General features: G+C 72.2%; 14 protein-coding genes. 13 read left to right on the forward strand and 1 reads right to left on the reverse strand.

Annotated features, from left to right (window positions below; all coding sequences use genetic code 11):
* The 7 genes from ADY59_RS43395 to trpA all read left to right on the forward strand — a co-directional run.
* On the forward strand, positions 1-574 hold a 574-nt coding region (locus ADY59_RS43395; RefSeq protein ID WP_063780968.1), incomplete at its 5' end, for a Trp biosynthesis-associated membrane protein.
* 95 nt (positions 575-669) lie between these two features.
* Positions 670-1,134 carry a DUF4190 domain-containing protein gene (locus ADY59_RS47855; RefSeq protein WP_053175718.1) on the forward strand — a complete coding sequence of 155 codons (465 nt, stop codon included), beginning with the start codon at positions 670-672 and terminating at the stop codon, positions 1,132-1,134.
* Positions 1,135-1,290: 156 nt separating this feature from the next.
* Positions 1,291-1,827, forward strand: a complete 537-nt coding sequence (locus ADY59_RS48145; protein ID WP_063780967.1) for a CD225/dispanin family protein — start codon at positions 1,291-1,293, stop codon at positions 1,825-1,827.
* Positions 1,824-2,261: a DUF2752 domain-containing protein gene (locus tag ADY59_RS43410; RefSeq protein WP_231619174.1), complete on the forward strand. Its 438-nt coding sequence runs from the start codon at positions 1,824-1,826 to the stop codon at positions 2,259-2,261. Before ADY59_RS48145 ends, ADY59_RS43410 begins: the two co-directional genes overlap by 4 nt.
* A gap of 130 nt (positions 2,262-2,391) precedes the next feature.
* Positions 2,392-3,231 carry an indole-3-glycerol phosphate synthase TrpC gene (gene trpC / locus ADY59_RS43415; RefSeq protein WP_049575970.1) on the forward strand — a complete coding sequence of 280 codons (840 nt, stop codon included), beginning with the start codon at positions 2,392-2,394 and terminating at the stop codon, positions 3,229-3,231.
* 38 nt (positions 3,232-3,269) lie between these two features.
* Positions 3,270-4,475, forward strand: a complete 1,206-nt coding sequence (gene trpB, locus ADY59_RS43420; RefSeq protein ID WP_197094132.1) for a tryptophan synthase subunit beta — start codon at positions 3,270-3,272, stop codon at positions 4,473-4,475.
* Between the two features lie 46 nt (positions 4,476-4,521).
* Complete coding sequence (gene trpA / locus ADY59_RS43425) at positions 4,522-5,322, forward strand: tryptophan synthase subunit alpha (RefSeq protein ID WP_049575972.1); 801 nt, start codon at positions 4,522-4,524, stop codon at positions 5,320-5,322.
* Positions 5,323-5,401: 79 nt separating this feature from the next.
* On the opposite strand, the gene ADY59_RS43430 is transcribed toward trpA, so the two are convergent.
* On the reverse strand, positions 5,402-7,132 hold the full coding sequence (locus tag ADY59_RS43430; protein WP_049575974.1) for a glycoside hydrolase family 35 protein: 1,731 nt from the start codon (positions 7,130-7,132) through the stop codon (positions 5,402-5,404).
* A 112-nt stretch (positions 7,133-7,244) separates the two neighbouring features.
* Here ADY59_RS43430 and ADY59_RS43435 point away from each other — a divergent pair, with 112 nt between their 5' ends.
* The 6 genes from ADY59_RS43435 (at position 7,245) to ADY59_RS43460 (ending at position 12,124) form a co-directional block, all read left to right on the forward strand.
* Entirely contained in the window at positions 7,245-8,105 is an 861-nt protein-coding gene (locus ADY59_RS43435) for a helix-turn-helix domain-containing protein (RefSeq protein ID WP_049575978.1), read from the forward strand.
* A gap of 124 nt (positions 8,106-8,229) precedes the next feature.
* The gene (locus ADY59_RS43440) at positions 8,230-8,721 is read left to right on the forward strand and encodes a MauE/DoxX family redox-associated membrane protein (protein WP_082310849.1); all 492 of its coding nucleotides are present in this window, start codon (positions 8,230-8,232) and stop codon (positions 8,719-8,721) included.
* A complete protein-coding gene (locus ADY59_RS43445) occupies positions 8,708-9,460 on the forward strand; it encodes a DsbA family protein (protein WP_049575982.1) in 753 nt (250 codons plus the stop codon). Before ADY59_RS43440 ends, ADY59_RS43445 begins: the two co-directional genes overlap by 14 nt.
* Positions 9,461-9,486: 26 nt before the next feature.
* The gene (lgt, locus tag ADY59_RS43450; protein WP_049575984.1) at positions 9,487-10,560 is read left to right on the forward strand and encodes a prolipoprotein diacylglyceryl transferase; all 1,074 of its coding nucleotides are present in this window, start codon (positions 9,487-9,489) and stop codon (positions 10,558-10,560) included.
* Positions 10,557-11,261 (forward strand): VIT1/CCC1 transporter family protein, encoded by a 705-nt coding sequence (locus tag ADY59_RS43455; protein WP_049575986.1) that lies wholly within the window; start codon positions 10,557-10,559, stop codon positions 11,259-11,261. Before lgt ends, ADY59_RS43455 begins: the two co-directional genes overlap by 4 nt.
* Positions 11,258-12,124, forward strand: coding sequence for a hypothetical protein (locus tag ADY59_RS43460; protein WP_049575989.1), 867 nt, complete (start codon positions 11,258-11,260; stop codon positions 12,122-12,124). Before ADY59_RS43455 ends, ADY59_RS43460 begins: the two co-directional genes overlap by 4 nt.
* Positions 12,125-12,471 lie beyond the last annotated feature (347 nt).

Below are 12,471 nucleotides of genomic sequence, written 5' to 3' on the forward strand. Positions count from 1 at the left end.
GGGTGGGGCTGCGCGGGAGCGGTGGGCGTGGCTGGCCGTGGCGGCGGCCGGGTGCCTGCTGGTGCTGCTGGCCGCCGGTCGATCGTGGGCCGACGGCGTGCGGGAGGCCGGCGGGGCCGCCGAGCTCGTCGCGCCCACCGGAGGCGACCTCGGCCCGTCGCTCGCTCCCGTCGCGCTGGCCGGGCTGGCCGGTGTGGTGGCCGTGCTGGCCACCAAGGGCCTGGGCCGCCGCCTCATGGGCGCGCTGCTCGCCCTGTGCGGCCTCGCCGCCGGAGCCGCCACCTGGGCGGCCACCGGTGACGCCGTGGTGCTGAGCTGGCTGCGGGAGCGTAACGTGCTCGCCGGCACGGCCACCCTCACCTGGGACGACGTGACCCTCTGGCCGGTGCTGTGCGGGCTGGGCGCGGCGCTGGTGCTGGCCGGCGGGCTGGCCGTGGTCGTGCGCGGCGGCCGGTGGGCCGGCATGTCCGACCGCTACGAGCGCGACTCCGGCCGCGCCCCCCGGGAGGCCGACGGCGACCGCGCCCTGTGGGACGCGCTCGACCGTGGAGACGATCCGACCGAATCGCGCTAGGTTGGCGAGCATCCGGGTCGGATTCGCCGCCGGTCCGGCTGACGCGCGGCCATGAGCCGCAGCCGGGCGGGGCGATCACACGAGGAGCCAAGCGGATGAGCTACGGGGACCAGGGCAGCGGCTACGGCGCCCAGCCGCCCGGCGGCGGTTACGGCCAGCAGCTGCCGAGCGGCGGCCCGTACGCCTACGGGCAGCAGCCGCCGAGCGGCGGCCCGTACGCCTACGGGCAGCAGCCGCCGAGCGGTGGCCCGTACGGCTACCCGCCCCAGTACGGTGGGCCGGTCCCGCCCAGGCCGACCAGCGGGATGGCCGTCGCGTCGCTGGTGCTCGGCATCGTCGGCCTGCTCTTCTGCGGCCTGACGAGCATCCCCGGCGCCATCGTCGGCCACATCGCGATGGCGCGCATCAAGCGCACCGGCGAGGAGGGCCAGAGCATGGCGATGGGCGGCCTGGTCACCTCCTACATCACGATCGTGCTGTGGCTGATCCTGTGGATCTTCTTCGGAGGACTGTGGCTGGCGGTCTTCGGATTCGCCTCGTCCACCGCCTACAGCAGTTGACGACCGTGTGACCTGGCATAACTTGCGGTAACGCCACGCATGCAGGCAGATTACAAGTTGTCCGCAAGGTGAACGTTATTGCATGTCGCCGATGGTTTGTCGCTAGGCTGCCGCGCGCAAGTCGCCGCGAACATGACGACATGAGGAGTACTTAGGATGAGTTACGGAAATCAGGGCGAAGGCGGCTACGGCGCCCAGCCTCCGGGCGGCGGCTACGGCCAGCAGCCGCCCAGCGGTGGCGGCTACGGCCAGCAGCCCCCGAGCGGCGGCGGCTACGGCCAGCCCCCGGGTGGCGGTTATGGCCAGCAGCCCCCGAGCGGCGGTGGCTACGGCCAGCAGCCGCCCAGCGGTGGCGGCTACGGTGGCTACGGTCAGCAGCCCCCGAGCGGTGGCGGCTACGGCGGCGGCTACGGCGCGCCGCAGACGCCCCCGGACAACCACCTGGTGGCGGCCATTCTCACCACCATCTTCTGCTGCCTTCCCCTCGGCATCGTCTCGATTGTCAAGTCGTCGCAGGTCAACCAGAAGTGGTCGGCCGGTGACTACCAGGGTGCGGTGCAGGCCTCGGAGGAGGCCAAGACCTGGTGGAAGCGCGCGCTGATCTTCGGCCTCATCGCCGAGGTGCTCATCGTCGTGGCCTACGTGCTGTTCTTCGTGATCCTCGTGGCCAGCAGCAGCAGCTACTACGGATGACCATGCCCCACGCGAACCTCGAGCGGCGCGGCGCAGACCGGCTCAGGTCGGTGCTCGCGCCGCTCGGCGTGGCCGTGGCGGCGGGGGCCGTGTTCGGCGTCGTCGGCGTGATCGACCCCAACGAACCGGGCCACTATCCGACCTGCCCGTTCCTGTGGGCGACCGGTCTCTACTGCCCGGGCTGCGGGACGATGCGGACGATTCACGCGCTGGCCCACCTCGACCCGGTGGCCGCCGCCGGTCTCAACCCGCTCGCGCTGGCCATGGTGCCGTTCCTGCTGTTCTGGTGGGGCCGGTGGCTGGTGCGCGCCTGGCAGGGCAGGCCCCGGCGCACCACGCTCGCGCACCCGGCGTGGCTGTGGGCGTTCCTGGCGATCGTCCTGGTGTATTGGGTGGTTCGCAACCTTCCGTTCGGGGCGTTCCTGGCGCCGTAAGGCGAGCCCTGTGACGATGTGCTCCCGCCGGGCCGATACCATCGCAAGACAAGCAAGACAAGGCGGGGAGCGGACGCGAAGCGAACTCCCGGCCTCCACCCCCACTGCCGACCGGAGGGACCCCAAGCGCGTGAGTGAGCGGACCGAAGGACCGAGTGTCCTCGACGACATCCTCGACGGGGTGCGCGCCGACCTCGCCACACGTCAGCGGGCCGTGCCGCTTGACGACCTCAAGCAGCGGGCCGAGCGGGCCCCCGGGGCACGCGACGCGCTCGCCGCGCTCGGCGGCGACCGGGTCTCGGTGATCGCCGAGGTGAAGCGCTCCAGCCCGTCCAAGGGCGCGCTCGCCGCCATCGCCGACCCGGCCGCGCTCGCGGCCGACTACGAGGCCGGCGGCGCGCACGTGATCAGCGTGCTCACCGAGCGGCGCAAGTTCGGCGGCAGCCTCGACGACCTGGCCGCCGTCCGCGCCCGCGTCGACATCCCGATCCTGCGCAAGGACTTCATCCTCACCTCCTACCAGCTGTGGGAGGCCCGCGCGCACGGCGCCGACCTGGCCCTGCTGATGGTCGTCTGCCTGGAGCAGCCCGCCCTGGTGTCCCTGATCGAGCGTGCCGAGTCCATCGGGCTCACCCCGCTCGTCGAGGTGCACACCGAGGAGGAGCTCGACCGCGCGGTCGCGGCCGGCGCCCGCGTCATCGGGATCAACGCCCGCAACCTGAAGACGCTCGAGGTCGACCGCGACGTCTTCGCGAAGCTGGCGCCGAAGATCCCCGACAATGTGATCAAGATCGCCGAGTCGGGCGTGCGCGGGCCGCACGACCTGCTCGCCTACGCCAGGTCGGGCGCCGACGCCGTGCTGGTGGGGGAGAGCCTGGTCACCGGCAAGGATCCGCGCAGGGCCGTGGAGGCGCTGGTGACCGCCGGCGCGCATCCGGCGACCCGTCCAGACCACGGAGCAGAGGGATAGCAGTGGCGAACGAAGGCTCCATCCTCACCGCCGCCGACCTGGCGGGCAACGGCGTCCACGGCGACGACCCGGACGCGCGCGGCAAGTTCGGCATCTTCGGCGGCCGTTACGTGCCCGAGGCCCTCATCCCCGCGCTCGACGAGGTCGCCGCCGTCTACGCCGAGGCCAGGAACGACGCGCGGTTCCTGCGCGAGTTCGACCACCTGCTGCGCACGTACGCGGGCCGGCCCACCACGCTGACCGACGTGCCGCGCTTCGGCGAGCAGGCCGGCGGGGCGCGGATCGTGCTCAAGCGCGAGGACCTCACCCACACCGGCGCCCACAAGATCAACAACGTGCTGGGCCAGGCCCTGCTGACCAAGCGGCTGGGCAAGAAGCGGGTGATCGCCGAGACCGGCGCCGGCCAGCACGGCGTCGCCACCGCCACCGCCGCCGCGCTGCTCGGCCTGGAGTGCGTCATCTACATGGGCGCCGTCGACTGCGAGCGCCAGGCGCTCAACGTCGCCAGGATGAAGCTGCTCGGCGCCGAGGTCGTGCCGGTGACCAACGGCTCCCAGACCCTCAAGGACGCCATCAACGAGGCGTTCCGCGACTGGGTGACCAACGTCGACACCACCCACTACCTGTTCGGCACCGTCGCCGGGCCGCACCCGTTCCCGGAGATCGTCCGAGACTTCGCCCGCATCATCGGCGTCGAGGCCCGCCGCCAGATCCTGGAGCTGACCGGCGCGCTGCCCACCGCGGTCTGCGCGGCCGTCGGCGGCGGCAGCAACGCCATCGGCATCTTCCACGCCTTCCTCGGCGACCAGGACGTCCAGCTGCACGGCTACGAGGCGGGCGGCCACGGCCTGGCCAGCGGCGAGCACGCGCTCACCCTCACCTCCGGTTCGGTCGGCGTGCTGCACGGCTCGCGCACGTACGTGCTGCAGGACGACGAGGGCCAGACCATCGAGTCCCACTCGATCTCGGCGGGCCTCGACTACCCCGGCGTCGGCCCCGAGCACGCCTGGCTCAAGGACAGCGGCCGCGCCACCTACCACGGCGTCACCGACGACCAGGCGATGGCCGCCTTCTCGCTGCTGGCCCGCACCGAGGGCATCATCCCCGCCATCGAGTCCTCCCACGCGCTCGCCGGCGCGCTGGAGCTCGGCCGCGAGCTCGGCCCGGAGGCGACCATCCTGGTCAATCTCTCCGGCCGAGGCGACAAGGACATGGGCACGGCCATGAAGTACTTCAACCTCTGACGACCCGCAGCGGGGCGGGGCTCGACGACCTGAGAACGGACCACCAATGACGACTCTCCAGACGGTGTTCGCCAAGGCGAAGGCGGACAACCGGGCCGCGCTCATCGGCTACCTGCCCGCGGGCTTCCCGTCCAAGGAAGGCGCCGTCAGCGCGGCCGCGGCCCTGGTCGAGGCCGGGTGCGACGTCATCGAGATCGGCCTGCCCTACTCCGACCCGCTCATGGACGGGCCGACCATCCAGGACGCGGTGCACCGCTCGCTGACCAACGGCACCCGCATCGCCGACGTCCTGCGCACCGTCGAGGGAGTGGCCGCCACCGGGGCCGCCACGCTCGTCATGACCTACTGGAACCCGATCGACCGCTACGGCGCCGACCGCTTCGCCCGCGACCTCGCCTCGGCCGGCGGCGCCGGCACGATCACCCCCGACCTCACGCCGGAGGAGTCGCAGCCGTGGCGCGACGCCTCGGCCGACGCGGGGATCGACACGGTGTTCCTGGTGGCGCCCAGTTCCACCGAGGAGCGCATCGAGGCCGTCGCCGCCTGCTGCACCGGTTTCGTCTACGCGGCCTCGCTGATGGGCGTCACGGGGGCCAGGGAGACGGTCAACGTGGCGGCCGAAGACCTGGTCAAGCGCACCCGCGCGCACACCGACCTGCCGGTCTGCGTCGGCCTCGGCGTCGGCACCGGCGCCCAGGCGGCGCAGGTCGCGGCCTACGCCGACGGCGTCATCGTGGGCTCGGCGTTCATCCGCCGCATCCTCGACGCCCCCGACGAGGCCGCCGGCCGCGCCTCGATCGGCGAGCTGGCCCGGTCCATGGCCGAAGGCGTCCGCACCCGCGCCTGACCTTCCGCGGAGCCGCCCTCCGGTGGAGGACGGCCCACCTCACGGGCCGCCCTGGTGGAGGACGGCCCGTTCGCGCGCCTCAGCCCAGGTCGGGCTCGGTGCGGATCTCCAGCGTCGCGCCGGGGCGGTCCAGTTCCAGCACCACGATCTCGTTGGCGCCTGCCCGTAGCAGGGGCGCGGGCACGTACTGCGTCCGCTGCGGGCCGCGCTCCCAGTAGCGGCCCAGGCAGAAGCCGTTCACCCACACGTACCCCTTGCCCCAGCCCGGCAGCGCGACGAAGGCGTCGGCGGGCTCGGCGACCTCCAGCTCGAAGCGGAAGAACGAGCACGCCTGCGGCACCACCTCGTCCCCGAACGGCAGCGGCGGCAGCTCGTCCAGCGGGATGGGCCGCGCGCTCACGCCGTGCAGGAACTGATGGCGGTGCACCACGCCGCCGGTGATGCCCTTGCGTTCGCCGAGCAGCGGCCCGTAGTTGGGCCGGCCCATCGACTCCACCAGCAGCTCCACCGTGGCGGGCCCGCCCACGAGCAGTTCGGGCGCGTCCGCGCCGCGCTCCAGGACGGCCTTCAGCTCGCCGTCGACCAGCACGTGCGCGCGATCGTGCAGGCCGAAGACCGTCAGCGGGTACGGCTCACGCGGCCCCGGCACCCGCAGCCGGTAGAGCACGAGCCCCTGGTTCAGCCCCAGCTCCTCGAACGCGGGCGGCGCCGGAGCCGTCACCTCGGCCCCGGCCACCGCCTCCAGAGCGTCCGCCAGCCGTACGGAGCCGCCGGGCGCCAGGACGGCCGGCGGGAGCAGCGGCGCCGGCGGCGGCACGTCGGGCAGCTCCCCGTCCGCGTAGCGCGCGAGCACCTCCCGCAGGGCCCAGAACTTCTCCGTCGCCGCCCCCCGCTCGTCGATCGGCGCGTCGTAGTCGTAGGAGGACACGATCGGCCGCCACTCGCCGAGCGCGGGCTCGCCCTCCCGGTTGGCGCCCGCCCAGGTGCCCGAGCTGGTCCCGCCGTGCGCCATGTAGACGTTCACCGACGCGCCGAGCTCCAGGATCCGCTCCAGCGTCGCGGCGGCGTCCTGCGGGGACCGCGTCACGTGCCCCTGGCCCCAGTGGTCGAACCAGCCGCACCAGAACTCCATGCAGAACAGCGGCTCGCCGGGCCGCGCCGCGCGCAGCGTCTCGAACGCCTTCTCCGGGCCGGAGCCGAAGTTCACCGTGGCCAGCACCCCCGGCAGGGTGCCGCCGGTCAGGTACCAGTCCTCGGCGCCGTCGGAGGTGCACAGCGGCACCTCCACCCCGCGCGCCGTCAGCCCGTCGGCCAGGTGCCGCAGGTAGGCCCCGTCGGTGCCGTAGGAGCCGTACTCGTTCTCCACCTGCACCATGATCACGTTGCCGCCGCGGGTCACCTGCCGCTCCGCCACCTGCGGGATCAGCCGGTCGAACCAGCGGTCCACGTGCCCCAGGTACTCGGGGTCGCTCGTCCTGATCCGGCCGGTCAGCCACGCGGGCAGGCCGCCGTTGTCCCATTCGGCGCAGATGTACGGACCCGGCCGGACAATGGCCAGCAGCCCCTCCGCCGCGGCCAGGTCCAGGAACGCGCCCAGGTCGTCGGCCCGGTGGAAGGCGCCGGGGCGCGGCTCGTGCAGGTTCCACGGCACGTACGTCTCCACCGTGTTGAGCCCCATCGCCCGCAGCATCCGCAACCGGTGCCGCCACAGCTCCGGATGAACCCGGAAGTAGTGCAGCGCGCCGGACAGCACCCGGAACTCCTCGCCGTCCAGCCGGAATCCCTCGCCGTCGATCGTGAAACTACGCATGTGCCTTCCTTCGGATAGGATTTCGCGTCCCGCAGCCTGGCCGAGCCGGTCGCCCGGCCGCCATGGACAAACCCGGGGACTTCTTGGACTTCATCTGCAGCCGGGGGAGAGCGTGACGGCGACGCCGCCCAGGCAGTGGACGCACTACCTCACGCCGGGCCCCGCGCACCGCAAACTGGGCCTGGTCTGCCTCGGCGTCGGCCGACAGGAGGGCAGCGTACCGACCGTCGGGCCGCGCGTCCTCGGTCACCACGTCGCGGTGCTGGTCACCGACGGCAGGGGCTGGTTCTCGCACGGAGGCGGGCCGCCCGTCGACGTGGTGGCGCCCGCCGTCATCTGGCTGCTGCCGGGCGTCGAGCACCACTACGCGCCGTACGAGCCGGGCTGGAGCGAGTGGTTCGTCGACTTCGCCGGGCCGGCCGCGGCCGCCTACCAGGACCTCGGCTTCGTCGACGCCGCCCGGCCCGTCACCCCGCTCACCACCGCCGAGCCGGCCGCGCGCGCCATCGGCCGCATCGCCCAGGCGTGCCACCGGGGCAGCGCCTACCTGGAGGTCGAGACGTCCGCGATCGTGCCCGAGGTCCTGGTGGCGCTGCGGCACAGCCGCGCCGACGAGGACCCGCACGGCGACCCGGTGCTGGCCGGCCTGGCCCGCGACGCCTGCCTGCCCGTCTCCGTCGCCGAGCACGCCAGGCGCCTCGGCATGCCGCTCGCCGAGCTGCGCCAGGCCGTCCGCCGGCTGGCCGGGTGCAGCCCCAAGGACTACCTGATGTCGATCCGGCTCAACCGGGCCAAGGACCTGCTCGCCGGCACCGACCTGCCGGTGGCGGCGGTCGCCCGGCGCGTCGGGTACGACGACGCCGCGTACTTCACGCGGCTGTTCACCCGGCGCGCGGGGCAGCCGCCGAGCGAGTTCCGCGCCCAGCAGAACCGGGGTTTCCCCGCAGGTGACGCGCGGGATGGCGGCACTTAGCAGACCCTTATCCCGAGCGTGATCGGATAGGTCCCGGTACTGTGCGCCTTCCGCACGGAGGAAGAGGAGATGGCTCGTGAACGCGTCACAGGCGTCACACAACGCGAGATGGGCGATACCCTGGGTGACGACCGTCGCCCGGCTGGTCCTGGGCGGGGTGCTGATCGCGGCCGGAGGGCTCAAGATCGGCAATCCGGCCGATTCGGTGGTGGCGGTCAAAGCGTACGAGCTGCTGCCCGAGTCGGTGGCCACGACCGCGGGCTACGCCCTGCCGATCGTGGAGGTCGTCGTCGGGGTGCTGCTGATCGTGGGCCTCATGACCAGGGTGGCGGCCGTCGTGGCCGCGCTGCTCATGTTCGCGTTCGTGTTCGGCATAGCCTGGGCGTGGGCCCACGGGCTGCGGATCGACTGCGGCTGCTTCGGCGGTGGTGGCCAGCTCGGCGCCGGGCAGGAGCCGACCTACCTGCTCGACATCCTGCGCGACTTCGGCCTCGTGCTGCTGGGCGGCTGGATCGTGCGTTTCCCGCCGGGCCGCTTCGCGCTGGACCGGCCGCTGGGGCTGGCGGGTGCGGAGCACCCCATGGACGATGAGGAGAACGGTGATGGGCAAGGCTGAGCGGGCGAAGTCGGCGCGGGACAAGATCAGGGAGCAGCAGGCCGCCGACCGTGCGCGGGAGCAGCGCAAGAAGGTCGTCACCTACATCACGGCCGGCGCCGTGGCCGTCGCGGCCGTGGCCGCGGGGATGTGGTACACGATGAGCAGGTCCCAGTCCGAGCAGGCCGGGGCCGGGCTCGCGCCGATCACCGTGCAGCCCGACGGCAGCGTCATCATGGCCAAGGACGGCGTCACCCAGCCGGTCGTCGACATCTACGAGGACTTCCAGTGTCCCGCCTGCAAGGAGCTGGAGCGGGTCAGCGGCCAGACGTTCAAGAACCTGGCCGCCGAGGGCCTGGCCAAGGTCGTCTACCACCCGATCACGATCTTCCCCCAGGACCCCACCCGCGCCAACTCGGTGCGCGCCGGGTCCGCGGCCCGGTGCGTAGCCGACGGCAAGCAGTGGATGGCCTTCCACGACCTGCTGTTCGAGAACCAGCCGAGCGAGAGCGTCGAGGGCTTCAAGACCGACGAGCTCATCGAATGGGGCAAGGAGGCGGGGGTCACCGATCCGGGCTTCGAGACCTGCGTCACCTCCCAGAAGCACGCCCAGACGCAGCTCGACTACAGCGACAAGGTCAACAAGCAGGAGAACCTGGAAGGCACCCCGACGGTGAAGATCGACGGTCAGATGATCGACAACAGTGTGATCTTCACGCCGAAGGATCTGCGCGATACGGTCACCGGGGCCGCCAAGTAGCCTGACGTCCGCTACCCTCACCTGACATGCCCCTAGCCTCGATTCCCAGCCCCTCCGAGGGGGTCTGGTATCTCGGAATCATCCCGATCCGGGCTTACGCCCTGTGCATCGTGCTCGGCGTGATCGTCGCCGTCTGGCTCAGCGAGCGCCGCTGGCGCGACCGCGGCGGCCAGAAGGGCACGATCATCGACATCGCCGTGCCCGCGGTGATCTTCGGTCTGATCGGCGGCCGCCTCTACCACGTCATCACCGACTGGCAGACCTACTTCGGCGCCCGCGCGATCAAGGAGCCGATCCAGGCCCTGTACATCTGGGAGGGCGGTCTCGGCATCTGGGGCGCGATCGCGCTCGGCGGCGTCGGCGTGTGGATCGCCTGCCGCCGTCGTGGCCTGTCGCTGAGCGCGGTCGCCGACACGGTCGCGCCCGGCATCGCCTTCGCCCAGGCCATCGGCCGCTGGGGCAACTGGTTCAACCAGGAGCTCTACGGCTCGCCGACGACGCTGCCGTGGGGCCTGGAGATCGACCAGGTGCACGGCGGGGAGCCGGGCGTGCTCTACCACCCGACGTTCCTGTACGAGTCGCTGTGGAACGTGGCGCTCGGCTTCGTGCTCCTGTACGCGGGGCGGCGCTTCACGCTGTGCCACGGGCGGCTGTTCGCCCTCTACGTGGCCGGCTACACGCTCGGGCGGTTCTGGATCGAGGGGCTGCGCATCGACCCCGTGGGCGGGGTGGACCACGCCGTCGAGTTCCTCGGGCTGCGGATCAACCAGTACACCTCGATCGCGGTGTTCGTGGGCGCGCTCATCTTCTTCTGGGCGACACGCAACAAGACGGGCGACGAGATCGTCGTCTCCCCGTCGGACGGCGTCGACCCGGCCCACCAGACCGACCAGGCCGACCCCGAAGGCGCCACGTCCACGGCCACGGACGCGGGCGAGGGTGACAAGCCGTCCGCCGGAGCCGCTGGGGCGGACGAGACGGACACCGCCTCCGATGCCGCCGATACCGGCGATGCCTCCGATGCCTCCGAGAAGGACGCCGCCGGGGAGCGGAACGTCACCGAGGAGAAGGACGTCGCGGAGGAGAAGAACGCGCGATGAGCGGGCGCGCGGAGATCCACCACGAACATCGCGACGTCAACGGCGGCTGGCTCAGGCCGTCGGTGTTCGGCGCGATGGACGGCCTGGTGTCCAACTTCGCGCTCATCGCCGGCGTCGCCGGGGGCACCTCCAACACCAAGGTCATCGGCCTGGCGGGCATCGCCGGGCTGGCGGCCGGCGCGTTCTCCATGGCCGGCGGCGAGTACGTCTCCGTCGCCAGCCAGAAGGAGCTCGCCCAGGCCGAGATCCAGGTGGAAGCCCGCGAACTGGCCCGCCACCCGGAGGCCGAGCTGGACGAGCTGACCCAGTCCTTCACCGACCAGGGCGTCGAGCCGGCGCTGGCCGCCGAGGTGGCCAGGCAGCTCTCCCGCGACCCCCGCCAGGCCCTGGAGGTCCACGCCAGGAACGAGCTGGGCGTCGAGCCGGGCAAGCTGCCCTCGCCCGTCCTGGCGGCGGTCTCGTCGTTCCTGTCCTTCAGCGTGGGGGCCGCGCTGCCGCTCCTGCCGTACGTGTTCGGCGCGGTCAGCCTGTGGGTGCCCGCGGTGGTGTCCTGCGTGGCGCTGTTCACCGCCGGTGCCGTCGTGTCCGCCGTGACCGCGCGCAGCTGGTGGTACTCGGGGCTGCGCCAGCTGGTCGTGGGCGTGGTGGCGGCCGGGCTGACGTTCGGGCTCGGCAACCTGATCGGGGCGTCGGGGCTGTGACCGAGACCAGGGCCCGCAAGAGGCGCCGCGCCGCCCGTGCTCCCCGTGCCCCGCAAGCTCCCCGCGCCGCCCGGGCTCCCCGTGCCCCCCGGTCCGAGTGGGAGCTGCCGCTCCTGACCCGCTGGGGGTTCCGGCCGGAGCAGCAACGGCTGCTGGCGATCATCGCCACCGTCGCCGCCGCCCTGGTGGCCGCCGTCGCGCTGGTCGCCGTCGTCGCCTCGCTCGGCTCCTACACCCCCGCGGCGCGGACCGGCGGCTCCGTCCCCACGAGCGACGTGGCGCTGCCGCAGGTGTTCCACGGCTGGGCCTCGCCCAAGCTGTTCCAGCCGGTCGCCGACCGGGAGAAGGACGCCAAGCCGCTCACCGCGAAGGAGGTCTTCGGCCAGAAGACACTCCCCGGCGCCAAGAAGCTCTCGCTGAAACTCGTCGCCAGCCAGATCGACGCCGACTGCTCGGCCGCGCTGTGGGGCGAGGAACTGCTCGCCCAGGTGGCCGACGCGGGGTGCAGCCAGGCCGCCCGCGGCCTCTACACCACCGCCGACGGCCGCTACGTCGGCCAGTACACGCTGCTCAACCTGCGTGACGCCGAGGCGGCCGGCGAACTCGTCGAGTCGCTCAAGACGCTCTACCGCGGCGGCTGGACGGTCCCTCTGGAGAGCGCCGGGGCCGCCTACCCGGCGGGCGGCTACACCGAGGCGGGCGGCTACGCCCTCGGCCACTACGTGGGCCTCGTCTGGCTGGGCCGCGCCGACGGCGCCGAGCCCACCACCAAGGACGACTACGTCTCGCTCGCGCTGACGCTGAGAGGCGCCGAGAAGGCCCTCTACCGGCGCGTGGTCGCCATCACCGGCCCCGGAGGATGACGCTGTCGCCGGCGGGGTGACGACGGGGCGTCGCCCGGCCCGCCGTCATGGGGATGGCGAGAGGCCGCGGTTGTGTGGTGCCATGGGGCGTACGGGGCGCTCGTGGCCTATGGGGCGCCCGGGGCCTACGGGGCGCTCGGGCGGTCGTGGCGGTCGTGGCGGTCGGCGGTCGGGGCCGCTTGGGGGCGAAGGTGAAGACTGTTTCTTTTTCACATCTCCCAGCCCCCCAGAACCGGCTAGATATCGTATGTCGGCTTTTTCTTTTAAAAAAAAAAAAAAATAAAATGCTCAATACTTACTCATCCATATACATGAACATTGTATAATAATGCTGTATGCAAAAGCGT

The sequence above is a fragment of the Nonomuraea sp. SBT364 genome (assembly GCF_001083785.1).
GTDB lineage: Bacteria > Actinomycetota > Actinomycetes > Streptosporangiales > Streptosporangiaceae > Nonomuraea.

Coding starts and splice junctions, on each gene's coding strand:
- ADY59_RS47855 (WP_053175718.1), top strand. CDS start 670: ATGAGCTACGGGGACCAGGGCAGCGGCTACGGCGCCCAGCCGCCCGGC.
- ADY59_RS48145 (WP_063780967.1), top strand. CDS start 1,291: ATGAGTTACGGAAATCAGGGCGAAGGCGGCTACGGCGCCCAGCCTCCG.
- ADY59_RS43410 (WP_231619174.1), top strand. CDS start 1,824: ATGACCATGCCCCACGCGAACCTCGAGCGGCGCGGCGCAGACCGGCTC.
- trpA (WP_049575972.1), top strand. CDS start 4,522: ATGACGACTCTCCAGACGGTGTTCGCCAAGGCGAAGGCGGACAACCGG.
- ADY59_RS43430 (WP_049575974.1), bottom strand. CDS start 7,132: ATGCGTAGTTTCACGATCGACGGCGAGGGATTCCGGCTGGACGGCGAG.
- ADY59_RS43445 (WP_049575982.1), top strand. CDS start 8,708: ATGGGCAAGGCTGAGCGGGCGAAGTCGGCGCGGGACAAGATCAGGGAG.
- lgt (WP_049575984.1), top strand. CDS start 9,487: ATGCCCCTAGCCTCGATTCCCAGCCCCTCCGAGGGGGTCTGGTATCTC.
- ADY59_RS43455 (WP_049575986.1), top strand. CDS start 10,557: ATGAGCGGGCGCGCGGAGATCCACCACGAACATCGCGACGTCAACGGC.